The 23,448-nt window shown below is 68.9% G+C and carries 25 protein-coding genes, 1 tRNA gene and 1 pseudogene; 19 read left to right on the forward strand and 8 right to left on the reverse strand.

All coding sequences use genetic code 11. From position 1 onward, the window contains the following. Window positions 1–19 precede the first annotated feature (19 nt). Window positions 20–391 (forward strand): transposase, encoded by a 372-nt coding sequence (locus ACWD3I_RS46160; RefSeq protein WP_451084401.1) that lies wholly within the window; start codon window positions 20–22, stop codon window positions 389–391. 85 nt (window positions 392–476) lie between these two features. Here ACWD3I_RS46160 and ACWD3I_RS46165 read toward each other — a convergent pair whose 3' ends face one another. From ACWD3I_RS46165 to ACWD3I_RS46175, 3 genes are all read right to left on the reverse strand, one after another. Next, window positions 477–698, reverse strand: a complete 222-nt coding sequence (locus ACWD3I_RS46165; RefSeq protein ID WP_365409299.1) for a hypothetical protein — start codon at window positions 696–698, stop codon at window positions 477–479. A 250-nt stretch (window positions 699–948) separates the two neighbouring features. Next, complete coding sequence (locus tag ACWD3I_RS46170; protein WP_365409296.1) at window positions 949–1,083, reverse strand: hypothetical protein; 135 nt, start codon at window positions 1,081–1,083, stop codon at window positions 949–951. Window positions 1,084–1,661: 578 nt separating this feature from the next. Continuing rightward, entirely contained in the window at window positions 1,662–2,009 is a 348-nt protein-coding gene (locus tag ACWD3I_RS46175; protein WP_365409293.1) for a PRC-barrel domain containing protein, read from the reverse strand. A 127-nt stretch (window positions 2,010–2,136) separates the two neighbouring features. Between ACWD3I_RS46175 and ACWD3I_RS46180 the strand changes: the two genes are divergently transcribed. Next, on the forward strand, window positions 2,137–2,466 hold the full coding sequence (locus ACWD3I_RS46180; protein WP_365409290.1) for a GNAT family N-acetyltransferase: 330 nt from the start codon (window positions 2,137–2,139) through the stop codon (window positions 2,464–2,466). Between the two features lie 591 nt (window positions 2,467–3,057). Here ACWD3I_RS46180 and ACWD3I_RS46185 read toward each other — a convergent pair. After that, a complete protein-coding gene (locus ACWD3I_RS46185) occupies window positions 3,058–3,984 on the reverse strand; it encodes an ornithine cyclodeaminase family protein (RefSeq protein ID WP_365409287.1) in 927 nt (308 codons plus the stop codon). Beyond that, entirely contained in the window at window positions 3,981–4,742 is a 762-nt protein-coding gene (locus ACWD3I_RS46190) for an IclR family transcriptional regulator (protein ID WP_365409284.1), read from the reverse strand. The genes ACWD3I_RS46185 and ACWD3I_RS46190 overlap by 4 nt, the downstream gene beginning before the upstream one ends. A gap of 133 nt (window positions 4,743–4,875) precedes the next feature. On the opposite strand from ACWD3I_RS46190, the gene ACWD3I_RS46195 reads away from it, so the two are divergent. The 11 genes from ACWD3I_RS46195 to ACWD3I_RS46245 all read left to right on the forward strand — a co-directional run bounded on the left by ACWD3I_RS46195 (window position 4,876) and on the right by ACWD3I_RS46245 (window position 14,522). Further along, complete coding sequence (locus tag ACWD3I_RS46195) at window positions 4,876–6,204, forward strand: amidohydrolase family protein (protein ID WP_365409281.1); 1,329 nt, start codon at window positions 4,876–4,878, stop codon at window positions 6,202–6,204. After that, complete coding sequence (locus ACWD3I_RS46200; protein WP_365409278.1) at window positions 6,201–7,268, forward strand: dipeptidase; 1,068 nt, start codon at window positions 6,201–6,203, stop codon at window positions 7,266–7,268. Before ACWD3I_RS46195 ends, ACWD3I_RS46200 begins: the two co-directional genes overlap by 4 nt. 300 nt (window positions 7,269–7,568) lie before the next feature. Then, on the forward strand, window positions 7,569–7,847 hold the full coding sequence (locus ACWD3I_RS46205) for a hypothetical protein (protein WP_451084400.1): 279 nt from the start codon (window positions 7,569–7,571) through the stop codon (window positions 7,845–7,847). Between the two features lie 1,362 nt (window positions 7,848–9,209). Continuing rightward, entirely contained in the window at window positions 9,210–9,542 is a 333-nt protein-coding gene (locus ACWD3I_RS46210; RefSeq protein WP_365409275.1) for a MerR family transcriptional regulator, read from the forward strand. Between the two features lie 61 nt (window positions 9,543–9,603). Next, entirely contained in the window at window positions 9,604–10,407 is an 804-nt protein-coding gene (gene trhA / locus ACWD3I_RS46215; protein WP_365409272.1) for a PAQR family membrane homeostasis protein TrhA, read from the forward strand. Window positions 10,408–11,273: 866 nt separating this feature from the next. Further along, window positions 11,274–11,534 carry a hypothetical protein gene (locus ACWD3I_RS46220; protein WP_365409270.1) on the forward strand — a complete coding sequence of 87 codons (261 nt, stop codon included), beginning with the start codon at window positions 11,274–11,276 and terminating at the stop codon, window positions 11,532–11,534. 82 nt (window positions 11,535–11,616) lie between these two features. Then, window positions 11,617–12,009 (forward strand): ANTAR domain-containing protein, encoded by a 393-nt coding sequence (locus ACWD3I_RS46225; RefSeq protein ID WP_365409268.1) that lies wholly within the window; start codon window positions 11,617–11,619, stop codon window positions 12,007–12,009. A gap of 278 nt (window positions 12,010–12,287) precedes the next feature. After that, the gene (locus ACWD3I_RS46230; protein ID WP_365409265.1) at window positions 12,288–12,647 is read left to right on the forward strand and encodes an ANTAR domain-containing protein; all 360 of its coding nucleotides are present in this window, start codon (window positions 12,288–12,290) and stop codon (window positions 12,645–12,647) included. A 206-nt stretch (window positions 12,648–12,853) separates the two neighbouring features. Beyond that, window positions 12,854–13,066 carry a hypothetical protein gene (locus tag ACWD3I_RS46235; protein ID WP_365409263.1) on the forward strand — a complete coding sequence of 71 codons (213 nt, stop codon included), beginning with the start codon at window positions 12,854–12,856 and terminating at the stop codon, window positions 13,064–13,066. A 433-nt stretch (window positions 13,067–13,499) separates the two neighbouring features. Then, window positions 13,500–14,318: a SigB/SigF/SigG family RNA polymerase sigma factor gene (locus tag ACWD3I_RS46240; RefSeq protein ID WP_365409260.1), complete on the forward strand. Its 819-nt coding sequence runs from the start codon at window positions 13,500–13,502 to the stop codon at window positions 14,316–14,318. A 130-nt stretch (window positions 14,319–14,448) separates the two neighbouring features. Further along, window positions 14,449–14,522 (forward strand) — tRNA-Met (locus tag ACWD3I_RS46245). A 281-nt stretch (window positions 14,523–14,803) separates the two neighbouring features. On the opposite strand, the gene ACWD3I_RS46250 is transcribed toward ACWD3I_RS46245, so the two are convergent. Next, on the reverse strand, window positions 14,804–15,085 hold the full coding sequence (locus ACWD3I_RS46250; RefSeq protein WP_365409257.1) for a hypothetical protein: 282 nt from the start codon (window positions 15,083–15,085) through the stop codon (window positions 14,804–14,806). Window positions 15,086–15,265: 180 nt separating this feature from the next. On the opposite strand from ACWD3I_RS46250, the gene ACWD3I_RS46255 reads away from it, so the two are divergent. Beyond that, entirely contained in the window at window positions 15,266–15,517 is a 252-nt protein-coding gene (locus ACWD3I_RS46255) for a hypothetical protein (RefSeq protein WP_365409254.1), read from the forward strand. Window positions 15,518–15,786: 269 nt separating this feature from the next. On the opposite strand, the gene ACWD3I_RS46260 is transcribed toward ACWD3I_RS46255, so the two are convergent. Further along, a complete protein-coding gene (locus ACWD3I_RS46260) occupies window positions 15,787–16,833 on the reverse strand; it encodes a LacI family DNA-binding transcriptional regulator (protein WP_365409251.1) in 1,047 nt (348 codons plus the stop codon). Between the two features lie 750 nt (window positions 16,834–17,583). On the opposite strand from ACWD3I_RS46260, the gene ACWD3I_RS46265 reads away from it, so the two are divergent. The 5 genes and pseudogenes from ACWD3I_RS46265 (at window position 17,584) to ACWD3I_RS46285 (ending at window position 22,383) form a co-directional block, all read left to right on the forward strand. Continuing rightward, a complete protein-coding gene (locus tag ACWD3I_RS46265; RefSeq protein ID WP_365409248.1) occupies window positions 17,584–18,900 on the forward strand; it encodes a substrate-binding domain-containing protein in 1,317 nt (438 codons plus the stop codon). Beyond that, a complete protein-coding gene (locus tag ACWD3I_RS46270; protein ID WP_365409245.1) occupies window positions 18,897–19,799 on the forward strand; it encodes a carbohydrate ABC transporter permease in 903 nt (300 codons plus the stop codon). Before ACWD3I_RS46265 ends, ACWD3I_RS46270 begins: the two co-directional genes overlap by 4 nt. A gap of 1 nt (window position 19,800) precedes the next feature. Continuing rightward, on the forward strand, window positions 19,801–20,697 hold the full coding sequence (locus ACWD3I_RS46275) for a carbohydrate ABC transporter permease (RefSeq protein ID WP_365409242.1): 897 nt from the start codon (window positions 19,801–19,803) through the stop codon (window positions 20,695–20,697). Window positions 20,698–20,835: 138 nt separating this feature from the next. Then, window positions 20,836–21,183 (forward strand): annotated as a pseudogene (locus ACWD3I_RS46280) (glycosyl hydrolase); the annotation flags it as partial. Between the two features lie 285 nt (window positions 21,184–21,468). Then, complete coding sequence (locus tag ACWD3I_RS46285; RefSeq protein WP_365409239.1) at window positions 21,469–22,383, forward strand: hypothetical protein; 915 nt, start codon at window positions 21,469–21,471, stop codon at window positions 22,381–22,383. A 396-nt stretch (window positions 22,384–22,779) separates the two neighbouring features. Here the strand turns inward: ACWD3I_RS46285 and ACWD3I_RS46290 are convergent, their stop codons facing one another. Continuing rightward, window positions 22,780–23,379, reverse strand: coding sequence for a hypothetical protein (locus ACWD3I_RS46290; RefSeq protein ID WP_365409236.1), 600 nt, complete (start codon window positions 23,377–23,379; stop codon window positions 22,780–22,782). Between the last annotated feature and the right edge of the window lie 69 nt (window positions 23,380–23,448).

The following is a 23,448-nucleotide window of genomic DNA, read 5'->3' on the forward strand; positions in this document are numbered from 1 at the left end:
CGGTGGGCTGACGACGAAGATCCACCTTGCCGGGGACAGCCGTTGCCGACCGTTGTGCTTTGTCCTCACGCCCGGTCAGGCGAATGATGCGCCCGCGTTCGAGCACGTCATGGCCGCACTGCGCGTGCCCAGAGCGATCGGCCGACCACACGCGCGGCCCCTGGTGGTCCTGGCGGACCGGGCCTACTCGTCCCGGGCCATCCACGAACACCTACGCAGGCGAGGGATCCGGGCGTTGATTCCCCAGCGATCAAGTCGCCAACCGCAAGCGCAAAGGCCGCCGAGGAGGACGTCCACCTTTGTTCGACCGCTAGGCCTACAAACGACGCAACACCGTCGAACGCTGCATCAACCGCTTGAAGAACTGGCGCGGCCTGGCAACCCGCTATGAGAAGACCGCCACCGTCTTCCGAGCCGGACTTCATATCGCCGGCATCTTCAGCGGGTCCGCCCGCTGAACCAGGAGGACCCGAGAATCAGTTCCAAGGTTCCCGGCAGGGGTTTTCGCCCAGCAGCGTCGCTGCGGCCACGCAGAGGTCCTCTCCGAAGAGCTGATTGCTGCCCCATTCGGACCCCCACAGGCCGGACGCGGCCTGCGCCACAGCGCGCCAGGAGTAGTCCTCATCGCATCGCCACGTGCGAATCTGAACAGCCATCTCCGGTGTGATCGTCGCCGGATCAACTGTGTTGTGCGTCATCCCAGCGACCCTAGGGGAGTTGGGGAGAAGGTGGCCACCGGATTGTGGCCTCGCCCGCCCGGCGGACAGGCCCGGGACTTCGCCCTCAGGAATCTGCAGGCGCCCGACGTCGGGGCATTCCCAGCCCCAGGAGCAGGGAGTGCCATCCGGGAACCGTCAAGATCCGAAGGAGGACCCAGGTCTTCGAAGGGCGGCACGCCCCAACCCGAGCCCCGAACGGGACGTGAAAAGGGCTTCCCGGACGATCTGATCAGCGTGCTGTGAGCGCATCGTCCAGTTCATCGGCGCTGATGGCGTTCTCGATGAACTGTTCGGCCGGTGTCAGACCGGGAAGCCGTTCCGGCAGCACCATCCGTTCGGCGGGAGCTGGCGCGATCCGGTCCATGACATCCGGGCGGCGTTCCGCGAAGTCCCTGTTGGCATCCGACTCCGCCTGTGCTGTCTCCAGGGCTGCAAGCCTGGAGCGGGCCGGGACTGCCTCTCACTCCAGTGGGACCAGCGCCTCCACAGCGACGGCTTCTTCCTTCTTCGCGCGGACGTAGCGGTCTCGGACAGGATGTGCGGGCGGTCCGCCCAATCCCTCAGGCCGACGGCTGCTTCCGTGGAGCGATCGACGGGACCGCGAGTGACGTCCGGCGGACTCATACGAGCCCGGGGAAATCTGTGCCCCTGCGGTGGCGGCACCTTCAACTGATCTGCCTGCTCGCGATATCGAAAGCCCGGCCGCCGAGGTGGGTGTGGCGTGTGGTCCAGCTCCCGGGCAGCGGCAGGCCGTTCGCCGGCAGTGTCGCGGATACGCCCCCTGGACGCGAGGGAGAGGGCGCGCCCGCTCGGCCGCGCAGGGCAAGTGAGGGGCCGTCTCGGCCGCCACCGCACGGACGCGCCGAGCAGGACCCCGCAGCTGTCCTCGCAGAGCGCGGCGCAACCCGATCGCAGTCGCCGAGGAAGCTGCTCAGGCCCGGGTCAGTGGCCCGAGCCCTGGGTGCCGCCGAGCTGGTCGCGGTAGTGGGGGTCGCCGAGGTACTGCTCCTCGTCGAAGACCGGCGCCGCCTTGACCTGGTCCTTGGTCCAGCTCAGGTGTACGGTCCGGGCCGCATGGTCGATGCCCGAGACGGACTCGGACGGGATCACCACGTCCTTGCCCAGCAGCGGGAGACCGGTGTGCACCACCGCATGGTGTGGCCCGAGGTCCGCGGAATGCGCGCCGATCTTGCCGACCTCTCCGTCCATCGCGTGCACGTGGTAGCCCGTGAGAGCGTCGTCCGGGGTGTGTCCGGCCGTCGGTACCTGGTCGGTCTGGAACTCGTTCACTTCGTCCTCCCTGTGGGTTCTGGATCTGCGTGTGCCCGCCATCCGCCGCGGCAGACGTCTGCCGGCCGACTCCGTCGCATGATCGACTACGCTCGGGTGTTCCCCGGCGCGACCTCAGGAGATGGCCATGTCCCCGCACACCGACCAGGGCAGCAGCACGGTGGAGGTCGTCGACGTTCCCGAGGAGTCGCGCTTCGAGGTGCGGATCGACGGGCGGCGGGTGGGTCTCGCGGAATACCTGCGCACGGATGAGCTGGTCGTCTATCCCCATACGGAGGTGGACCCCGCCTACAACGGCAGGGGCCTCGGTTCGGCCCTGGCGCGTGCCGTCCTGGAGGACGCTCGAGAGCGGGAGTTGGCGGTGCTGGCGACCTGTCCCTTCATCGCGGCCTACCTCGCGCGGCACTCGGAGTATCACGACCTCGCCTACCAGAACCGCAGCAAAGTCGCTGACTGAGCTGAGCGACGCGGCCGCACCGCACGACGCTGGGCCGGTCACTGTGGCTGGGCCGGCGCCCGGCCCGTCGTACGGCGTCCGCCGCCTCTGCTCAAGTGGGGCGAGAGGCGGCCGCCCACCGCGCGCCGCACGACCAGCCCGCGGGACATGGTGACCGCCTCGAAGTCGTTCCCCGCCAGGAGGTTCGCGGCGGCGGCCGAGCAGATGCCGCCGCTGCAGAAGATTCCCTCCGAACAGCCGGCGGGCGTCGACGACGAGGGCCTCGGAGACCAGGCCGGTCGCCTCCGTGGCGGTCACCGCCGACTGGCGGTGGGCAGGCTCATGGGCCGTCGGTTCCCTTCCGGCGGGGGACGCCCATTGCCTTGGCAGGAACAGCCTGGTCCACCTCCGCCTCCGTGCACATAGGTGGATGCAGTTCCAGGCGGGCAGGAAACCGTGTCGGTCGCGGTCGCTTGGCCAAGCGGAGACTTGGGAGAACCGGACGCGCCGATAGTCCAGGGCATCGAAGCGGACGCAGCCGGATCATGGCGGAACCCTCGTGGCTCGCGGCAGGTTGCCTCACCGTTGCAGGACAAGAGGCCGGCGCCGGGGCTACCGCCCAATGCGCCCGGTCACCGTCCTGTGCACCACGTGCGCGGCGGCCACGTCGAGGGCCGCGTGTCCGGTGGACTTGAAGACGGTCAGGGCCTCGGGGGAGCGCCGTCCGGGGGCCTCGCCGGCCAGGACCGAGCCGAGGAGAGTGACCCCGCGTTCGGTGGGCAGATCCTGCAACTCGTGGGCGCCGGACGGCGGCGGGGTCGTGGCGGCGCCGGGCCATTCGGTGAAGAGGTCGGCGTCCTGGACGGTCTCGGCGTCCAGTTCGGGGCCGTGGGAGCCGCCGACGGAACTCACGTGGGTGCCCGGAGCGAGCCAGGCGCGGCGTATGACCGGACGGGTGGCGCCGGTGCAGCAGTACACCGTCGCGGCCTCGCGCACGGCGCCTTCGATGTCCGCCGCCCCACCCTCGGGGTGCAGTGCGGCGGTCGCGCGGGCCGCCTCGGGGTCGCGGCCCGCGACGGTGACGGGCACGCCGGGCCGCACCACGGCCAGCAGGGAGACCTGCGCGCGAGCCTGGGCGCCGGTGCCGACCACCATGACCGGACCGGGACCGGCGAGGGCCAGGGCGCTGTGCGTGGCGGAAGCGGCGGTGCGCCAGGCCGTGATCGGCTCGGCGTCCAGGACCGCCATCGGGCTGCCGTCCTCGGGGTCGAACAGCACGACCACCCCCCGATGGCTGCTGCGGCCGGGCCGGTCGGGGTCGTGGAACACCGACACGAGTTTCGCCGCGAGGCCGAGGCCGGGGACGTATCCGGGCATAGCGCCGAGCAGCCCGTTCGGGGCGAAGGCGGCGGTCCGCGCCGGGGCGGACACCCGGTCGCGGGCCACGGCGACGAGGGCATCGGAGACGGCGCTCATGAGCCGGTGCGGGTCGAGGGCGGCGAGGGTGGCGGCCCGGTCGAGGACGAGGACGTCGTTCACGCCCGGACCTCCCGGTGCGACCCGGAGAGCAGTCCCGCCAGCGTGTCGACCGCGGCAGCGAGGTCGGAACGGAGCCGTCCGAGGCGGTCGTCGTCGATCTCCGCCGACGGTCCGACGACGGTGAGCGCGCACACGGGCACTCCCTCGGCGGGTACGACGGCCCGGCTGACCGAGGCGACGAACTGGTCGTTGCGCCCGTCCTCGGCCGCGAAGCCGTCGGCCTCGGCACGTGCGAGGTCGGCGAGCAGCCCCGCGTCACCGTCGAGCGGATGCCCGGCGTCCACGGCCGCGTCGAGATAGGGGGTGCGGGCCTCCCGCGGCAGGGCGGCCACCAGGGCGAGCGGTCCGGCGAAGCGGTGCACGGGCAGGGTCTCGCCGAGCAGGGTGCTGATCATCGCCAGCCGGTCGGGCCGCACGACGTCCACCACCCGGGAGCCGGTGCGCTCCAGCACCTGGAGGTTGACCATCAGACCGGTGTGCCCGGACAGGTCCTCCAGCACCGGACGGGCCAGCGTGGTCAGCGAGTTGTGCGCCGCGCGGGCCGACAGGAGCAGTACGGCCGTACCGGGCAGATAGCGGTCGTCTGCGCGCAGCACCCAGCCGCGGCGCACCAGGTCCACCAGGATCCGGTAGGCGGTGGCGCGGTGCAGTCCGACCGTCTCGGCGAGATCGGTCAGCCGGGGCGGGCGGGGGGCGCGGGCGACCGCCTCGACGAGGTCCAGCGCTTTGTCCACGGCCGTGCGCTGCGCTTGCGGCATCGAAACCCTTCCGGAACGTCGGGCGAGAACGGCCCGGTGCGGCGTGTGCACCGTCCGGATCCGGATGTAGGGTACCGGTTGTTTCGTCTAGCGAGAGCAATGTTACATACAGCGTAACAAGGGAGCGGTGTTCATGACGAGCGAGAGTGCCGGGGCGGCCACGCCGTACGCGCCGCCGGAGCGGGGAACGGGTCCGACGGTGGTCTACCGGGGCGTCACCCTGTTCGACGGGACGGGCAGCCCGCCCCGCACCGGGATGTCGATCGTGGTGGACGGCCCCCTCATCCGCGCGGTCGTGACCGACGAGGACGCCGACGCCCTCGCCGAGGGCGCCGAAATCGTCGACCTCACCGGGCACTTCGTCACCCCAGGGCTCTTCGACGCCCATCAGCACCTCGCCACCCCGCCCGACCGCCCGGCCGCCGAGGCCGTGCTGGACAGGCTGGTGCACAGCGGTGTCACCGGCATCCGCGACATGGCCGACGACCTCCGTCAGATCGGCGACCTCGCCCGGGCCACCCGCGTCGGCGAGATCGCCGGCCCTGACATCCACTACGCGGCGCTCATGGCAGGCCCCGGCTTCTTCGACGATCCCCGCACCCACCAGGTCAGCCAGGGCGCGGTGCCCGGCGAGGTCCCCTGGATGCAGGCCGTCACGCACACGACCGACCTGCCGCTCGCGGTGGCCCTCGCCCGCGGGACGTACGCGTCCGCCATCAAGGTGTACGCCGACCTCGACGCGGGGCTCGTCGCGGCGATCACCGCGGAGGCGCACCGGCAGGGGATCGCGGTCTGGGCGCACGCCGCCGTCTTCCCCGCCGCGCCGGGCGAGGTCGTGGAGGCGGGCGTGGACGCCGTCTCGCACGTGACCCTCCTCGCCCACGAGGCGGCGACCGAGCCGCTGACCTCGTACCGGGACAAGCCGCCCGTCGATCACGCCGCCCTGGTCACCGGGGAGGACGAGCGGCTGGAGAAGCTCTTCGCCCGGATGCGGGAGCGGGGCATCGTCCTGGACGCGACCGCCGGACTGTACGCCTCCCGCGAGTTCGCCGGCGACGACCCCGAGACCGCCGAACGGGCCGCCCGCAACAACGAGTTGGCGATCGCCCTGACGACACAGGCGCACCGGGCCGGAGTCGAGATCGCCACCGGCGCCGACTACGAGACCCCGCCCGAGGAGCCCTTCCCCGCCCTCTATGAGGAACTCGCCTTCCTGGTACGGCAATGCGGCATCCCCGAGCGCGACGTCCTCAGGTCCGCCACTCTGATCGGTGCCCGCAGTGCCGGAGTGGGCGACCTGACCGGCAGCGTCGAACCGGGCAAACTCGCCGACCTCGCGGTCTTCGCCCGCGACCCGCTGGCCGACATCGACCACCTGCGCACCATCACCCTGACCGTCAAGCGGGGCCGGCGCTTCCACCGCTCCGCCCCCACCGCCGACCGCCCCCGGGAGAACCGATGACCGGCACGCCGATGATCATCAACGCGCTGGGGCAGCTCGACAACCCCAACGACCCGCGCTCGCAGGCGGCGGCGAGCGAACTCAACGCGACCAGCGAACAGTTCACCGTTGACGCCCGCACGCTCTCCGAGGCACGGGCTTCCGGCCTGACCGCCGTCAACATCACCCTGGGCTACGTCATGGGCGACCTCCCGCCCTACGAGCACACCCTGCACGAGATCGACGTCTGGGACGGCATCCTCGCCCGGCACCCCGACGAGCTGCTCAAGGTCACCTCCGTCGCCGACATCGAGACCGCGGCACGGGACGGCCGCGTCGGCGTGATCTACGGCTTTCAGAACGCCGAAGCCGTCGGCGACGACGCCGACCGCATCGCCGTCTTCGCCGAACGCGGCGTGCGAGTGGTGCAGTTGACGTACAACCAGGCCAACCACCTCGGCGGCGGTTCGATGGCGTCCGCCGACACCGCACTGACCGACTTCGGGCGAGAGGTGATCGACGCCCTCAACGACCGCCACCTCATGGTCGATCTCTCGCACAGCGGCGAACGCACCTGCCTGGAGGCCGCGCGCCACTCCCGCGGGCCCGTCTCGATCAACCACACGGGATGCCGGGCACTGACCGACCTGCCGCGCAACAAGACCGACGAGGAACTGCGGCTGGTCGCCTCCCGGGGCGGGTTCGTCGGCATCTACTTCATGCCGTTTCTGAGCCCCACCGGCCACGCACGCGCCGCCGACGTCGTCGAGCACGTCGTGCACGCCGTGAACGTCTGCGGGGAGGACCACGTCGGCATCGGCACCGACGGACCGGTCACCGCCATCGACGACCTCGACGCCTACCGGGCCCACCTGGCCGAGCACGTGACCCGGCGGCAGCAGGCCGGGGTCTCCGCCGCCGGGGAGCGCGCGGACACCTTCCCCTTCGTGGTCGACCTGCGAGGCGTGGACCAGTTCCGGGAACTGATCCGCCTGCTGGAGCGGCGCGGATTCTCCACCGAGCGGATCGAGAAGATCATGGGCCGGAACTTCGTCGACTACGCACGACGCGTCTGGGCGGACTGACCGGCCGAGTCGGGGGGCGCCGATACGGTGTGACGCGGGAACCCGTCTCCATCGGCCCAGTCCGACGCGCATGCTGTCTCAGCGGGACTGGTCGGAGGACGGGGGACCGGACGCACAACTGAGCCAGGAGGACAACGCCGGTATCGACGCCGACGGCCCCGTCCCCGCCGTAGAAGCGGTCCTGGTCGCACAAGGCGCTGATGATGCGTCAGGCACGAGCCAATCGCCGAGCGGCATCCCGGGCGGCGATGAACCTGCCGACGGTGAAGCCGTTGGCGGTTGGGCAGTCCGACCAGGACGGTGACAGGAATCTCGGGTCCTGCCCCGCCGTCGACGACGACCAAGCGCTCCGTGCTCGCCCGCGCGGAAGCCCGGCTGGCCGCAGTCCTCGCCGGCTTCCCAGAGCGTGAGTGGTGCGACATCGCGATCCGGCCGTTCCAGGTCACCGTGGATGGTGTGGTCTTCGGCCTCATCACGGAGTGCCATGCCGAGGACGAGGACGGCGAGCACGACTGGGCTGAGCTCTATCCGGATCGGTTGGGCTTCTCGGCTCCGCGGAACGGCGCGTACGACACCTGACGGCCGAGCGGTCACGTAGCCATGGGCGCCATCGCGGCAATCCAAGGGGCGGTTCGTGCGGCGGGTAAGCCGTCGGGTCGGCAGCGTGATCGCGGCCCCGATGGTGAGCGCGCACGGGACAGACGGTGGCTGCCGGCTGTGCGCGACGGCAGACTCCCGGAGGGCCGCCCCAGTCCCGGTCTTCCTGTACCGCTACCGCGCGAGGCAGAGCAGCCGCCACGGAAGTCAGCAGAGCATTCGCCTGGAGTCCCCGGCTGAACCGCGTACTGCTGTCGGCCTCCCGGTGTGCAGCACGAACAGGATCCCGCACAGCGCCTGCCCGGGGCGAGGAGGCGGCGGTGCTGGGGGAGGACACGCTGGCCTGGGCCAGCAGTGGACCCACCCAGATCGGACAGAGCCTGTATCGGTCTTGAGGTTCCGTCTCCCACCAGGTGCGCGACGTCCAAGCGGGGCCACCGCAAGTCGCTGACATCACCCTGCGCCACCGTGCCGAGCACGAAGCCGTCCAGGCGGTCCGCGCCGGGCAGCAGACCGATTCCTAATGGACCGCTACAAGATCTGGGCGGGGCGAAGGCGCCATCTCCCAGGGAACCGGCCGCTGCGGCCCGCGCAGATCCCGCTACCGCGGTCTTGCCGGGACGGCCTGTGAATCTCGCCATGGAGCTCAAGGAAATCTGTTCTGGCTGGAGTAGACATTCAGTGGTGGATCTGGCTATGGTTTCTCTCGTAGCCCAGAGAGACATCAGGGCCCGGCAGACACGAACTGCCGGGCAGCGGTACGTAGTTGCAATGCGCAGGACGGTGCGGTGGTGGAGTTCCGGAGCCAGGGTTTCAGGACGGTGACGGGACTGACGACCGGACCGGGTGGCCCGCAGTGATCAGGGGCCGCCGTGAGCAGTACCCACCAGCAGTGAAGCCAGTGAGCGGTACCTCGGTGAAGGCGTCGGCTGCGGACGCGCGCACCGGGAGGTTCGGCAGTGGGGTTCCAAGCCAGAGCAGACGCAGGACAGGCGAACGGGGCTGGCTGCCGAAGAGCGGCGCTGTCACAGGCCGCTGAGCAGGTCGCATCACCAGCAGTACGCGGTCCCCTTTAGTAAGTGATTGATCCCAGAGGGAGAAACGGAGGAATGGGACGCCATCAGGATCGCCCGGACGGTATGTGAGTCCGGGTACCGCAGGACATCGATAGTGAGGTGGTCTCCGGTCAAGCAACCGCGATCCCAGCATTCCCGGCAGCATCTCGGCCGGGTGTGCGGTGACAGAAGGCCGGCGCAGTAACAGGGCCGGCAGATGGTGTAGCAGTTCCTTCGGGCCCTGGCGCCGCACGGCGCCAGGGCCCTCCACGTGTTCCAGAGAGGTCAGATGACAGCAGACGACTCGTACCGCCGTCTCGACGATGATGACTACCCCGCCTACACCATGGGCCGGGCGGCCGAAATGCTCGGCACCACCCAGGGCTTCCTCCGCGCCATCGGAGACGCCCGCCTCGTCACCCCGCTGCGCTCCGCCGGCGGACACCGCCGCTACTCCCGCTACCAACTGCGCATCGCCGCACGCGCCCGGGAACTTGTCGACCAGGGGACCCCCATCGAGGCCGCCTGCCGCATCATCATCCTCGAAGACCAGCTCGAAGAAGCCCAGCGCATCAACGCCCAATACCGCCGCACCGCAACCCCGCACCCGGGCGGCGCCTGACCCGCACTCCACGGTGACGCGCCAGACCCCACTCTCCAGCCCAATTCAAGAATATGAGCGCATGACCGCCGAAGACGCCCAGCCGCCGGAACACGGACCGGAGTTCGACTCCCGCCCCGGCACCCCGCCCGACACCCTGCCTACCCCCGAGACTGCTGCGCCTGCTGGCGCGACCAACCGGCCGGCCGCCGGGCCGAGCACCAGCAGGCTGGAAGACGGGGTGGAGCGGGCGGCGGCTGCGCTGAAGCCGCGGATGCGCGGCTGGCTGCATGCCGGCGTGTTCCCGCTGGCGCTGGCCGGCGGCATCGTCCTGATCGCCGTTTCGCGCACGGGCGCGGCAGTGGCGGCCTGCTCGGTGTACGCGGTGTCGGCCTGTCTGCTGTTCGGTACCAGCGCGGTCTACCACCGCGGCACCTGGGGTCCGCGCGGGGAGGCGGTTCTGCGGCGGTTGGACCACGCGAACATCTTCCTGATCATCGCCGGCACCTACACCCCGCTGGCGGTACTGCTGCTGCCCGAAGGGCGGCAGTGGGTGCTGCTGACGGTGGTGTGGGCGGGCGCGCTGGCCGGGATCGCGTTCCGCATCCTGTGGATCGGGGCTCCCCGGTGGCTGTACACCCCGTGCTACATCGCGCTGGGCTGGGTGGCCGTCTTCAACCTGCCCGACTTCGCGCACGCCGGCGGCACCGCGGTAGTCGTACTCGTCATCGCCGGCGGTCTGCTCTACACCGCCGGCGCCGTCGTCTACGGACTCAAGCGCCCGGACCCCTCACCGGCCTGGTTCGGCTTCCACGAGGTCTTCCACACCCTGACCATCGCCGCCTTCACCGCCCACTACACCGCCATCCTCCTCGCAGCCACGTGACGGTATGGGCGGGCTGACGGTGCTCCGGGCGCCTCGTACCCGTGGTCTCCACGCCCGGCCGCTGCACAGCCCGCCCCCCATGAATGAGGTCACCTGGCCTCGCTCGTGCCGTCGCGGGCCGTACGGTCCGGGCCACGAACGCCGCGAGGCGCGCGCATCATTGCCGGGTCTCCAGATCGCGGAGATCTTCTGACTTCTGCGGGGCCCGGGCGAAGAGGAAAGGCGGCATACTGCGCGCCCGAGTGATCGGGAGCGGCATAGCCTTACGCCGTGCCGTCAGTCAACGCCCGACAACTGCCCTTGTGAACTCGGTGTCGACCTGGGGCAGTTCTGCGGACTGGGCAGGGGCCGCCGGGACAGACGGAGCCTCGACCGGCTCGGCCGACGGTGCCGGCAGGACATGGTCCTCCCATCAGGACGGGCCCATCACAGTGGCGAGCAGGGTGAAGGGGAGTGCTGCCGGAACGATCAGTACGTACATGCGTGCCACCTGCGGTGGGATGCGTGCGACGCGGCGGGCAGCAGGGGGGACGCTGCTCGCGTAGGGCACATCGAAGCGGCGCCGGAAGGGCGTGGCGACACCGGCTGCGGGAGCAGTCCGTCGGCAAACGGGTCGGGGAACCGGCACTGATGCGCGAGGTGCGCCCTCGAAGGAGCGCGAGAGGTGATCGACGCTGCCGGGGCTCGGGCCGTAGCGCGCACGCCGGCCCTCACCGCACCCCTGGACAGAGGGCAAGTGGCCATCCGGCCCTGGCGGTGGACGCTGACGTGGGCCGCTGTCCACAACCCCCGGGGAGGACTAGGCTGTTCGAACAGGCCCCGGCCCCCGGCAGTGATGTTTTGTTCCGCCTCCGGGAAGGCCCGCCGTGTTCGTCGCGCTTCTCATCGTCGCCCTGATCTTGTTCGGCTTCGGGTTCCTCAACCCCCTCTGGTGGCTGGCCGCGGCGGTGTTGGTCTTCGGCTCCACTCGCTATGGCCACAATCGTGGCGGGATCCGAGGCCGTAGCGCCGGTTCCGGCTTCGGGAACTACCGGGACTACGACAACCACCGGGAGCGTCGCTACAGCCGCCAGAACCGGGCGCGCTGGACGCGCGAGGATCGCAGGGACCACGAACGCCACCGGTGATCTGCAGAGCGACCTGGCAGTCATGTGTTCCGGACGGCTTCAGCCGGGCCGGGCATGTCGAAATCGCTGAGAGGTACATGCCATGCATCGCACAACCCTGCTACGTGAGGATCATTGGAAGTTGCGGGCCGAGGCCACGTGGGGGAACGCAGCCACCGGCAAGGATCTCGTCGCGTTGCGCGCCGAGAGCGATCAGTTGAGGCGGGCGCTTGCCGGCTGTGCGGTCATCGACCAGGCCCGCGGCATGATGATGATCCTGACCCCTTGCAGACACGGGACGGCCGGGGACCTCCTGGTCGACATCTCGCGGCAGTGCCACACCAAACTTCCTGAGGTGGCCGCAGCCATCGTCGCCGCCTGGGAGGGCAAGCCGCTCCCGCGGCCGATGCACCGGGCGCAACGGCATGCCCTGCGGCGGCTTCACGCGGACGACCAAGGGCACGGCTCATCCCCGGCTGATGAGCCGTCCAGGTAGACAGCGGCCTTGATCCACGCAGCCGGCGTCCGGGAACGGCGCGCCCGCGATGTCGTCGACAGCGAAGGCCGCAAGGCCGGCTGAGTCGGAGCGCTGGTGCGGCATGCTCCTTCGATCGGCACCGACGACGTGCTGTGCGCCGACCGGGAGGAAGACCTTCAAGCTCTACGGCCTGCCCTCCAAGCCTGGCGCAGCCGGTGAGAGGCAACTGGTGCGCCGCTGACCGCTCGTTGAACACGATGACTTGGCTGTGAGGGCTGTGTTGTGAGGTATACGCCATGCACCACCTGACCACGCCCCGTGAAGAACATCTGCCGTTGGCGGCTGCGGATTCGGTGAGGGATGCGGTCTTGCTGGCCGAGGTCGTCGAACTGCGCGCCAAGAACAAGCAGTTGGAGGAGGCGCTGGCAAGCCGTGCGGTGATCGACCAGGCGCGCGGCATGGTGATGGCACTGGCGCCGTGCTCCAGCGAGCGGGCATGGGATGTGCTGGTGGGCGTGTCGCAGCATTGCAATGTCAAGCTCCGGGACGTTGCCGCGGCTCTGGTCGCCACGACGACGAACGAGACGCTCCCGGAACCGATACAGCGGGAGCTGCGCCGGGGGCTGCGGCGCCTTCATCTGGCAGACCGCCGGTGACGGCATGCGCGCCCGGCGGACGGCACCGGACGCTGTGGGTTCGACTCTCCGGTGCCTTCGTCCAGGACGGCCGTCGGACGCCTCCGCTGAGTAGCCCTCTTCGTGGAACTCAAACACCGCCCTGGCCTCGTCCTGACTCCGCAGCCGTTGAGCAGGCAGCGCGCTCGAGAGCGCCACTGCGTCGGCGGCAGGTAGTCGGGGAGCGCATGTGCGGCGTTGTCGAGGTGGAGCGCGGCAGTCGCCGGACTCACTTCCCCGTCGCGGGCGTAATCCTCTTCCGGGTCATCTCGTCGACCCGCAGCCAGGAGACGGTGGCGGCCTGGTGGACGCGGGAGCGGGCGAGGGGCGCGGTGAGGAAGGCGGTGACGTGCCGGGTGCGGGCGAAGGGGTGGCTGGCGTCGACGGTGCGGCCCGACTGAGGGCAACAGTGCAGACCCGTGCGCCCGTGCAGGTCACCCCTAACTTGAGAAGCGCTTCCTCCCGGGCCTGAACGCCCGGGGTTCCGCGCTAGATCATGCTGAGGCGGGGGCGACCACGCGGCATCCTTCCCACACGAATCGGTCAAGGGTGCCTGCCGTGCTGCCCGTTGGCCACCTTGAGTACGCGGTGTGGGGTCAGCCGCTGGAGAGCGTGCCAGGCGTTCCGGCGCGCTGCGTTCGCCGCCCATGTGTCCCGTGGGCGGCCGCAGTTGCGTGGCGCGGAGCCTGTTTGACGGCGGTCTGCCCGGGAACTCGTCCGAGGTGCTTCAGACCGGAGGCACGCCCGTGGGAGCAGCTGTCGCTGCTCCCCAGCGCGCTGCGGTCCGCCGGCTCCCACGGTGAGCGACGCCACCGATGAGGGAGTCACGCGCCCATGTCGTACGCACGCACGCAGAGGCCACGAAGCGCACGCCCCTACGACGACACCCCGGATACCGACGCAGTGTTCCGCCGTATCGCCGCCCTGCCGGACGGTCCGGAGAGGACCGTGCTGCGGCAGGAGGTGGTGTGCGCCTGGATGCCGATGGGCGTACGGCTCGCGCGGCGCTTCCGGCACCGCGGTGAGTCCTTCGAGGACCTCAAACAGGTCGCCCAACTCGGCCTGGTCAAGGCGGTGTTCCGCTTCGACCCCAGTCTCGGCACTGCCTTCCCGAGTTTTGCCATACCGACGATCCTCGGGGAAGTGAAGCGGCACTTCCGGGACCACCTGTGGGGTGTGCACGTGCCGCGAAACGTACAGGAGCTGCGCGGCCGGGTCCGCTTCGCCGGCCAGGAGTGCGTTTCGCTCCACGGCCGTGAACCCTCCGTCCATGAGATCGCTGTGCACACCGGCCTCACCGAGGCGGAGGTACGGCTCGGCCAGCAGGCGCTGGAGAGCTTCACCGCGCTGCCCCTGGACGCGGTTCCCAGCCGCTCCGAGCGCAGTCACTCACTGGCAGACACGCTCGGTGGCACGGAGCCCGGCTTCGACCGGGTCGTCAACCGTGAGGCGCTCCGCCCGCTGCTGCGGGCGCTGCCCGAACGCGAACGGCAGATCCTCTACATGCGGTTCTTCTGCGAGATGACGCAGAGCCGCATCGCGCTGCAGCTCGGTCTCTCGCAGATGCACGTCTCGCGTCTGATCACCCGTATCTGTGCCCGCCTGCACGACGAGGTCATGGCCGACGCTCCCGACACGAGTAGGCCATCATGACCTCGTCTCACACGCAAGGGCGGGGCCGGGCCGGGAAGTTCGCGGCCCCCTGGCGAGGTCTGGGCTGCCGCATCGCTCATCAGGGTGGTCTCGAGTGTCTGTGGTGATGGCGTACGGTGGGGTCTACCGACGCGGGGTGGAGCAGCTCGGTAGCTCGCTGGGCTCATAACCCAGAGGTCGCAGGTTCAAATCCTGTCCCCGCTACTGCCATGCAGGGCTCGGATCCGTCTGGATCCGAGCCCTGTCGCATCTGTATTGCCGTTGAACGGTCCTGGTCGGGCGTGCCGCCCTGGGCCGAGCGGTCTCCGGGGCCGAAGCCGGTGGCGGACCCGTGGACGGCTCCCACGTCCGCGCCGAAAGTGGGGCAGACACGAGCGGTCCGTCGCCGGTCGATCGGCGGAAGGCTGGCAGCAAACACCAACCGATCTGCGATGGGAAGGGCACTCGGCTGCACGTCATCACGACCGCGGAGAACGTCAACGACATCAGGGTGGACTCTCGCCCTCGTCGACGGCATCCCGCCGGTGGCCGGGCGTCCGGGCCGCGCCCACCTTCTCTCCGAGTCCGTCCTGGGCGATAGGGCGTACGACTCCCGGGCAGTCCGCTGTGAACTGCGCACACGCCGGGTCACGCCGGTCATCTCCCGTAAGGGCGCCCCGGACATCAAGGGCCTGGGCAAACTCCGCTACGTCGTCGAGCAGGCCTTTGCCCTCCTTCACCAGTTCAAATGCCTCGCCATCCGAGGTGAACGACGCCTTGAACTCCACGATGCTTTCGTCTCCCTGGCATGCAGCCTCATCTGCTGGCGACGCCCCGAGAAGGCTCACCTGTGATCCTGTTACGAGCTCATAGGCGGCAGAGACTGATAAGCGATCGGATTTACGAGCCTGTCCCGGGGGCGACCGAGCCCAGAGACTACCGGGCTGTATCCGTGTCACGTGGTGCGGGTGAGGTGGAGTATCGAGTTCATGCGGGCGATGGTGGCGGTGGCGTTCTGGTCCTACCGGAACTGGTCGTTGCCTGCGGTGGGCGAGGTGATCACCGTTGCCCTGCTCGGCAGGACCATCCAGGTGGATCCGCCGTGGAGTCCCCCGGTGATCGACATCGCCCCGGCCCGGGGTGACCCGCCCGTCTGGTCCCGCGAGGACGGTTTTGCCCTGCGCCTGATAGTCGGGGCCAACGGATACGAGCCCCCGTAGCCGCAGTTGATGTGCTCAAGGGCGTCGTCATCGTCGATCCCGAGGCGCTCGGCGGTCATAGGCCGGCGGGTTTGCCAGGGCCCCGTGGTGGACGGCCGCACCATCGCCTCCCTGGCCGTGCGCAAGGCGATCCACGTCCCGGCGAGGGAGGCCCTGAGAAGACTCGCCGGGAGGAGCTGGTGGGGGAGTGGGTCCAGCGAGAGCTGGTCAGGGAGCCGAAACGCACTGTCTTCCAGGAGAGGATGTTCCGCCGGGTGAAGAGGACCTGGTCAAGCGGACGACTCAGAACACATGGTCGGTCGCTTGAGATCTGTCGGCGGCGCCGTTGAGGCACGTACCACGAGTTCGGTGGCGAGTTCGATGTGGTGGGACTCGACCTTCTCGCCGTCGGCCAGTCGCAGGGCGGTGCGCAGGGCGGCACCGCCCATCTCCCGTAGCGGCTGGCGCACGGTGGTCAGTGGCGGTGAGGCCATCTGAGCGAGGTGCGTGTCGTCGAAGCCGGCCACGCTCAGATCTTCGGGGATGCGCAGGCCCCGGGCGCGGGCGGTCTCGATGGCGCCGAGGGCGATCTCGTCGTTGCCAGCGAAGATCGCCGTCGGTGGCTCTTCCAGATCCAACAGCGCCGCGGCGCCGAGCAGGCCGTTGCGGTACGAGAATTCTCCGGGCCGGACGTAGGCGGCGGGGACCGGCGTTCCTGTCGCCTCCATGGCGGCGCGGTAGCCGTGCATGCGTGCCTGGTTGCACACGGCCATGGCCGGTCCGCCGAGATAGGCGACGCGGCGGTGGCCGAGGGAGAGCAGGTGCTGGGTCGCGGCCAGGCCGCCGGCGAAGTTGGTCGCGCCGACGCTGTTGACCCGGCTGTCCGGCAGGTGCAGAGGGTCGAGTACGACCAGCGGCAGTCCGGCCCGGGCCAACTCCTTGAGGTGCGCGGCGGTGTACACGCTGGTGACCGCGATGAGGGCGCGGCGCCCGGCTGAGACCAGGTCCCGGGCCCAGTGCGGGGCGCGGGACGCTTTGCTGATGGCCACCGAGGCCCCTGCTGCGGCGGCGGAGTCGACGATGCCTTCGAGGGCCTCGGCCACGTACGGCTTGAGGCTGCCCTGGAACTGCACTTCGATGACTGGACTTGCTTTCGCCTCGGTGTGGCGGAACACGGGCGCGAGGTAGTCGTGCTGATGCAACAGTTCCTGCACGCGGGCGCGGGTTTGCGGCGCCACGTCACCGCGGCCGTTGACCACCTTGGACACCGTTGCGACGGAGACGCCGGCCGCTCGGGCGATATCCGCCAGGGTGGTGCGTCTGGCGTTCGGTGGCATCAGTTCCTCCCAGTTGTACGTCCACCGGTGTGGTGAGCCGTCGATTGTGGCCGGCAACACGGGTGGAATCGGTCAACCGTACGGCGACGCGGCAGGTGGCCTGTCCGAGGAGGGGCCCAAGAGCCCCTCGACTTCGTGGTGTTCGACGGTCCGCGAGGGATCCCGTCCGGTGAACGTGTCCCGATCGGTGAGTACGCCGTCCCGTACACCCGTCAGGACCCTGTGTTGTCTCTGCCGACAGAACGCCCCTGGGTCCGGCGAACACGCCGTCGATGGGGGCCTCTTGCCCACAATTTGCCTGCGCGGCGCCGCTTTCGGGCACGCGCTTCGGGTGGTTGCCGACCGGGCGGCGGCCGAGAGGCGCGATCGTCCCCGCCGACCCTCTTTCGGTCAGGAGGGCATCGGCCCGGTCCGGGCTGGACACCACCGGGTCGTTTCGGCGCAGCCTGACCTGGCGTGTCATTGGCAGTGAATCAGCCGCAGTCACCGCATGGTCCCTCCTTCCGCGATCTGTGACCTCAATATTCGAAATGTTTCGGTCTTTGCCGAGGCCTTTCGCGAGTAGCGCTCGCCCGATACTACGCAGGTGAATGCCGCCCAACAATGGTGCCGCGTATGCCTTGACAGGGCATCAGTTCGAAACTTAATTTGCTCGAACAAGCTCCATGCGCAGGCTCGAAGAAGGCTTTTTCGAAAGGCTTTCACTACGACTCACGAGTAGCCGGTGGCTCTCGAGTGCGGAGACCAAACATGGCGATCCCCCTCTCTCGGCGTACCTTCCTCGGGCTGGCAGCCGTTGTACCCGCCTCCGCGGCGCTGTCGGCCTGCGGCTCGTCCGGTCCCAGCAAGAGCGGTGCCGGAGCCTCGTACTGGTACCTCAGCGGCCAGCCTCAGGAAGGCGTCAGGACGAACGCGCTCAATGCGTTCAACAAGGCCCACCCCGATGAGGAGATCAAGGGCACCACCTTCCAGAACGACGCGTACAAGACGAAGATCAAGACCGCCATCGGCGCCGGGCAGGCGCCCACCCTCATCTGGGGCTGGGGCGGCGGAACACTGCGCAGCTACGTGAAGGCCGGGCAGGTCGAGGACCTCACCTCGTGGTTCGGCGACCACCCCGAGGTCAAGAAGCGGCTCTTCCCGTCCTCGTTCGGCCCCGCGACCATCGACGGCAAGATCTACGCGATGCCGTGCGAGACCGTGCAGCCGATCATCCTCTACTACAACAAGAAGGTCTTCGATGATGTCGGCGTGGAGCCGCCGCAGTCCTGGGGCGACATCATGGATCTGGTGCCCAAGTTCAAGGCGAAGAACATAGCGCCGTTCTCCCTGGGCGGTCAGTCCCGGTGGACGAACATGATGTGGCTGGAGTTCCTCTTCGACCGCATCGGCGGTCCCGAGGTGTTCCAGGCCGTCTTCGACGGCGAGAAGGACGCCTGGTCCAACCCGGCCGCCCTCGACGCGCTCGCCAAGGTGCAGGAGCTGGTCAAGGCGGGCGGGTTCGTCAAGGGCTTCTCCTCGATCACGGCGGACTCCAACGCCGACCAGGCGCTGCTGTACACCGGCAGGGCGGCGATGATGCTGCACGGCTCCTGGTCGTACGGCATCCAGAAGGCCGACGGCGGCGACTTCGTCTCCGGCGGCGGGCTCGGCTTCATGAACTTCCCGCCCGTCGAGGGCGGCAAGGGCGACCCGAGCGACACCGTCGGGAACCCCGGCCAGTACCTGTACATCTCCTCCAAGGCCAGCACCGAGCAGAAGAAGATCGCCAAGGAGTACTTCACCAAAGGAGTCCTCCAGCCGGCCGAGGTGAAGGACTGGATCGGCACCGGGGCGGTCCCGCTCCTGCTCGGCACGGAGAAGCAACTGGACGCCTCCGAGGACGCCGAGTTCCTGAAGTTCACCTACGACGTCGCCAGCAAGGCCAAGACGTTCGCCCAGTCCTGGGACCAGGCACTCAGCCCGACGGCCGCGGAGACGCTGCTGGACAACATCGTCAAGCTGTTCCAACTGTCCATCTCGCCGAAGACGTTCGCCACCAACCTCAACGCGGTCATCGGCACATGAGCCCTCTCACCAGCCATCCGCCGCGTCGCGAACCGCGCAGCATCCTGCCCTGGGTGGCGATGCCGGCGCTGGTGCTCTTCGTCGGCTTCGCCGTGATTCCGCTCGTCGGCGTCTTCGCGCTGAGCTTCACCACATGGGACGGGATCGGCAGCATCCACCCGTCGGGACTGACCAGTTGGCGCGCGGTGCTCACCGAACCCGGGCTGCCGCACGCCCTGTGGGTCACCTTCCTCGTGATGGCCGCGTCCTGGGCCGTTCAGACACCACTGAGTATCCTGCTCGGCACGTTCCTGGCCGGCAGCCAGCGCTACCGTGCGGTACTGGGCGTGGTGTACTTCATCCCGCTGCTGCTCAGCTCCGCGGCGATCGCGATCGCGTACAAGGCACTGCTGGACCCCAACTTCGGGCTCGGCCACGGGCTGGGGATCGGATTCCTCAGCCAGGACTGGCTGGGGCGGCCCTGGCTGGCCTTCAGTCTCGTGGTCTTCGTCGTCTCCTGGCAGTTCATCCCGTTCCACTCGCTGATCTACCAGGGCGGAGTCCAGCAGATCCCGCAGTCCCTGTACGAAGCGGCACAGCTGGACGGCGCCGGCCGGATCCGCCAGTTCTTCACCATCACGCTGCCGCAGCTGAAGTTCACCATCATCACCTCGTCGACGCTCATGGTGGTGGGGTCACTGACCTTCTTCGACCTCATCTTCGTACTGACCGAGGGCGGTCCCGGAGACGCCACCCGGGTGCTGGCACTGGACATGTACAAACGGGGCTTCCAGGCCAACCTGATGGGACCGGCCAGCGCCATCGCCGTCATCCTCGTCCTCGTGGGCCTGGCCCTCGCCCTGCTGCTGCGCAGGCTCGGGGGCCGGGATGCCGGTGAGAGCCAACTCGAGGGGGCCTGACGTGACCACCACGCTGACCAAGCCCGAGCGACCGCAGAAGGCCACCCGCCGCGAGCGGCGCACCCACTCCCGTCCGGCGGTCCGCCGACGCAACTGGCCCGGCGGCCTGGCCGGATGGATCTGGCTGGTCGTCGTCGCCATCCCTCTGTACTGGATGCTCATCACCAGTCTGAAGGCGCAGAACACCTACTACACGAGCAACCCGCTGGTCCCGTCGGGCGACCCCACGCTGGACAACTACCAACTGGTCATCGAATCCGACTTCCTCACCTACTTCGTGAACAGCGTCGTGGTCACCGCCGGCGCGGTGATACCGGCCGTCGTCTTCTCCTTCATGGCTGCCTACGCGATCGTGCGCGGCTGGCGCTTCAGGTTCCTGCGGGCGGTGAACGGCCTGTTTCTCATGGGCCTCGCGATCCCGCTTCAGGCGACGGTCATCCCGGTCTACCTGATCATCATCAAGCTGCATCTGTACGACAGCCTGCTGGCGCTGATCCTGCCGTCGATCGCCTTCGCCATCCCGCTGTCCGTGCTGGTGCTGGCCAACTTCATCCGCGACGTACCCAAGGAACTCTTCGACTCCATGCGGGTCGACGGGGCCACCGAGTGGACGACCCTGTGGCGGCTGGCGGCGCCGCTCACCCGGCCGGCCCTCATCACCGTGACCATCTACAACGCGTTGACCATCTGGAACGGATTCCTGCTGCCGCTGATCCTCACCCAGAGCCCGTCGAAGCGGACACTGCCGCTGGCCCTGTGGTCGTTCCAGGGCCAGTACGGGGTCAACGTCCCCGCCGTGCTCGCCGCCGTCGTCCTCACGACGCTGCCCATCCTGGCGCTGTACGTCGTCGGGCGCCGCCAGCTGCTCAGCGGCCTGACCGCCGGATTCAGTCGGTGACCGGCCTCCTGACAGCAGTGATGTCGTCCATGGCGCCCGCCCTGCTCGCGTACCTGTTCGCCCGTCGAGCCCGGCCCAGGGGCTGATGGATGTGGAAGGAAAGCGACCGCAGACGTCGCTGCGGGGCCCGCCCCTGAAATCCCCCTCTGGAACGACCCCGCCCTTCCCGTCGCCGCGAGAGTCGACGCCCTGATCGATGCGATGACGCTTCAGGAGAAGACCGCCCAGCTGTACGGAGTGTGGGTGGGCGCGTCCGATGAGGGCGGCGAAGTGGCCCCGCACCAGCACGACATGGAGGAGGCCACCGATCTCGAGGCCCTGATGCCCAGCGGACTGGGCCAGCTGACCCGTCCCTTCGGCACTGTCCCCGTCGACCCGGCAGTGGGCGCGCTCTCCCTGGCGCGCACGCAGGCCCGTATCGCCGCGGCGAACCGTTTCGATATTCCCGCCGTGGCGCACGAGGAGTGTCTGGCCGGCTTCGCCGCCTCGATCCACTCGCTCATGAACCAGTACGGACTCCACGTACTCAGTGCCCGCGACACCGCGATGATCGAAGCGGTCGCGGACCTCCCTTCCATCGTCGTCAGCGACCTGTTCGGCATCCACCCCAACTCTCCACACGCCTGGACCCAATGTGGTCTGGACAGCTGGGCGAACTACCTCGTCGCCTGCCAGGACGAGGAGTGGCGCAGCGTCCGAGCACCGCCTTCCAATACCGGTGCGGGGCGGCCTGCCCCGGCTGACGACGCATGATGATCTGCGCAGGTCAAAATGGCCTTCGAGTTCATAGGGGATGAGGCGATGATCGAGGTTGAACGCGATGGAGCCTTCAGCGTCAACAGCGTCGGGACGAATCGTTTGCCGTTCCCGCTGAGTTTCACCGTCCGTGAGGCCGGCAGGTCGTGGCAGATCAGTGCTTCGGCGGCCCAGGCCAGCGAGTTGATCGATGTGTTCTCGCGTTCGGTGAACGACACGGTCCTCGTCGTGGACCTTGCGACGAACAGCTTCCTGGACGAGGACTTCCAGCAGTGGCGGCCGTCGTTGATCGCTGCTGAGCAGGGAGCCGACGTCACCGTTCACTCGATCGGGGCGTGGGCTTGTGCCACCCCGGGACTCGGTGAGGAGATCCTGGTGTTGCACCGCGACAGTCTGCCCCGGTTCCTGGATGGCAGTTGGTCGCCCTACGAGCTGTCTCTGGTCGACGTGCCGATGGTGCCGACCCCGGCCCAACTTGATGAGATCGCCTTGTTCATTGGGACGGCTGCCTTCGACGAGCCCGTTCTACCCCACATCGAGGGCTCGCGCTTCTGGTATTCCGGGCATGACGACTGCTATCTGACGGTCGAGTCAACTGATCCAGCCATGCCCGCAGTCGTCCTGAGCCGTTTGCCAGCCCTGCTGGCTGGCTCTGCGCTCGTCAGCGCCGGTGAAATCTCATCAGTGATGATCCCCGAACCGGACATCGCGACGACGGGCCGGCTGATCCGCGAAAGCCCCCACTGGATCGGAGCTGTTGGGGCCGCCACACCAACCTTGGCGACCATCCGCCTGTCCGCTTTGCCACAGCGGTGGCGTCACGGCCAAGAACCACCCGTACACGTCGACTGCACCGCGACGCTCGACCTGATCCGAGGCACTTGGCAGGTCACCCCCGCCGACCAACAGTGCCCTCTGACGGGCGAGTAGTGCAGGGCCGGAACACTGCCCCTTCACCACTCGAGCTGGAGGCCTACGAGACGGCCCCGGTACAGATGCTGCTGCCCGAGGTCCCCGCCGGATCACCGGGACCATCGGCCCGCACGTCGCGCTCGATCCGGAGAACAAGCGGGTACGCCACAACGTTGCCAGCTCAACTCCGCCGAGTCCCCTGGACCTGATCGCGCCCTTGTTGCCGGTGCCGGCCTGCCGGACTCCGCACGGCGGCCGCCCGGAGGCGTACCCGCGGCGACCACATTGTTGGAGCATCGAAGACTCAGGCCGGAGAACGGGGTTGTCCAGGCCGGCTGCGTAGCCGTGATCAGGGCAGTCACGGCTCGATCGCTCCACGCACGTCCCGCACGGCCGGAAGCTGGCGCGGGTTGGTCACGGTGCCAGTGCGGTGGCCACCCGGGCCAGGCGATCGGCTGACAGGGCGAAGCGGTTGGCAGGGTTGCGGAACGAGTACTCGCCGTCGTTCACGGAGAAACCGTGCGTGGCGGTTGTCCAGTGCGCAGGGCCGGGGGCTCCTTGATTCTCCAGAAGAGCAGAGGCCAGGGTTTGAGGATCCTCCACACTGGTGCGGGCGCGTAGCGCGCCCGCCAGGCGGTCAACGGCGTCGTCGGGTACTGCGTCGTCGCCGAACGCAGGCAGCAGGAGCAGCAGGCGGGCGTGGGCATCGGCAGTGCTGCCGCCGGGCAGCGCGTTGCCCGCAGCCGCCTCGAGCTCGGACCACGACAGCCCGGGTCCCATGAAGTGACCGTCGTCCCGGGCGATGAGCTCTGCCTGACCCCAGTCGGGGTGGTGGAGTAGGTAGTCGGTGCCGGTGTCGTCCGCGAAGGTCCGGTAGACCACATGGAGACGGTGATCAGCGGCGAGCGGAACCGTGAATGCTGGCCACTCGGCGCGCTCCCACAGCCGCCGCTGAAACTCGCCGGCCGCGTCGTAGTCCGCGCCGAACGGGCCTTGACCCTTGATCCTGGACACACGAGACACTGGATCCTGAGGATCTGAGAACGGACATCTCGTGGTCATGAAGAACTATCCGCCGCAGTT

The sequence above is a fragment of the Streptomyces sp. NPDC002817 genome, assembly GCF_053592055.1.

What these genes read in the sequence shown, in the direction of transcription:
- ACWD3I_RS46225 (WP_365409268.1), top strand. Translation starts at nt 11,617, where the DNA reads ATGCATCGCACAACCCTGCTACGTGAGGATCATTGGAAGTTGCGGGCC.
- ACWD3I_RS46170 (WP_365409296.1), bottom strand. Translation starts at nt 1,083, where the DNA reads ATGGACCGGATCGCGCCAGCTCCCGCCGAACGGATGGTGCTGCCGGAA.
- ACWD3I_RS46235 (WP_365409263.1), top strand. Translation starts at nt 12,854, where the DNA reads ATGTGCGGCGTTGTCGAGGTGGAGCGCGGCAGTCGCCGGACTCACTTC.
- ACWD3I_RS46210 (WP_365409275.1), top strand. Translation starts at nt 9,210, where the DNA reads ATGACAGCAGACGACTCGTACCGCCGTCTCGACGATGATGACTACCCC.
- ACWD3I_RS46195 (WP_365409281.1), top strand. Translation starts at nt 4,876, where the DNA reads ATGACGAGCGAGAGTGCCGGGGCGGCCACGCCGTACGCGCCGCCGGAG.
- ACWD3I_RS46285 (WP_365409239.1), top strand. Translation starts at nt 21,469, where the DNA reads ATGGCCTTCGAGTTCATAGGGGATGAGGCGATGATCGAGGTTGAACGC.
- ACWD3I_RS46260 (WP_365409251.1), bottom strand. Translation starts at nt 16,833, where the DNA reads ATGCCACCGAACGCCAGACGCACCACCCTGGCGGATATCGCCCGAGCG.
- ACWD3I_RS46165 (WP_365409299.1), bottom strand. Translation starts at nt 698, where the DNA reads ATGACGCACAACACAGTTGATCCGGCGACGATCACACCGGAGATGGCT.
- ACWD3I_RS46270 (WP_365409245.1), top strand. Translation starts at nt 18,897, where the DNA reads ATGAGCCCTCTCACCAGCCATCCGCCGCGTCGCGAACCGCGCAGCATC.
- ACWD3I_RS46265 (WP_365409248.1), top strand. Translation starts at nt 17,584, where the DNA reads ATGGCGATCCCCCTCTCTCGGCGTACCTTCCTCGGGCTGGCAGCCGTT.
- trhA (WP_365409272.1), top strand. Translation starts at nt 9,604, where the DNA reads ATGACCGCCGAAGACGCCCAGCCGCCGGAACACGGACCGGAGTTCGAC.
- ACWD3I_RS46190 (WP_365409284.1), bottom strand. Translation starts at nt 4,742, where the DNA reads ATGCCGCAAGCGCAGCGCACGGCCGTGGACAAAGCGCTGGACCTCGTC.
- ACWD3I_RS46180 (WP_365409290.1), top strand. Translation starts at nt 2,137, where the DNA reads ATGTCCCCGCACACCGACCAGGGCAGCAGCACGGTGGAGGTCGTCGAC.
- ACWD3I_RS46230 (WP_365409265.1), top strand. Translation starts at nt 12,288, where the DNA reads ATGCACCACCTGACCACGCCCCGTGAAGAACATCTGCCGTTGGCGGCT.
- ACWD3I_RS46200 (WP_365409278.1), top strand. Translation starts at nt 6,201, where the DNA reads ATGACCGGCACGCCGATGATCATCAACGCGCTGGGGCAGCTCGACAAC.
- ACWD3I_RS46240 (WP_365409260.1), top strand. Translation starts at nt 13,500, where the DNA reads ATGTCGTACGCACGCACGCAGAGGCCACGAAGCGCACGCCCCTACGAC.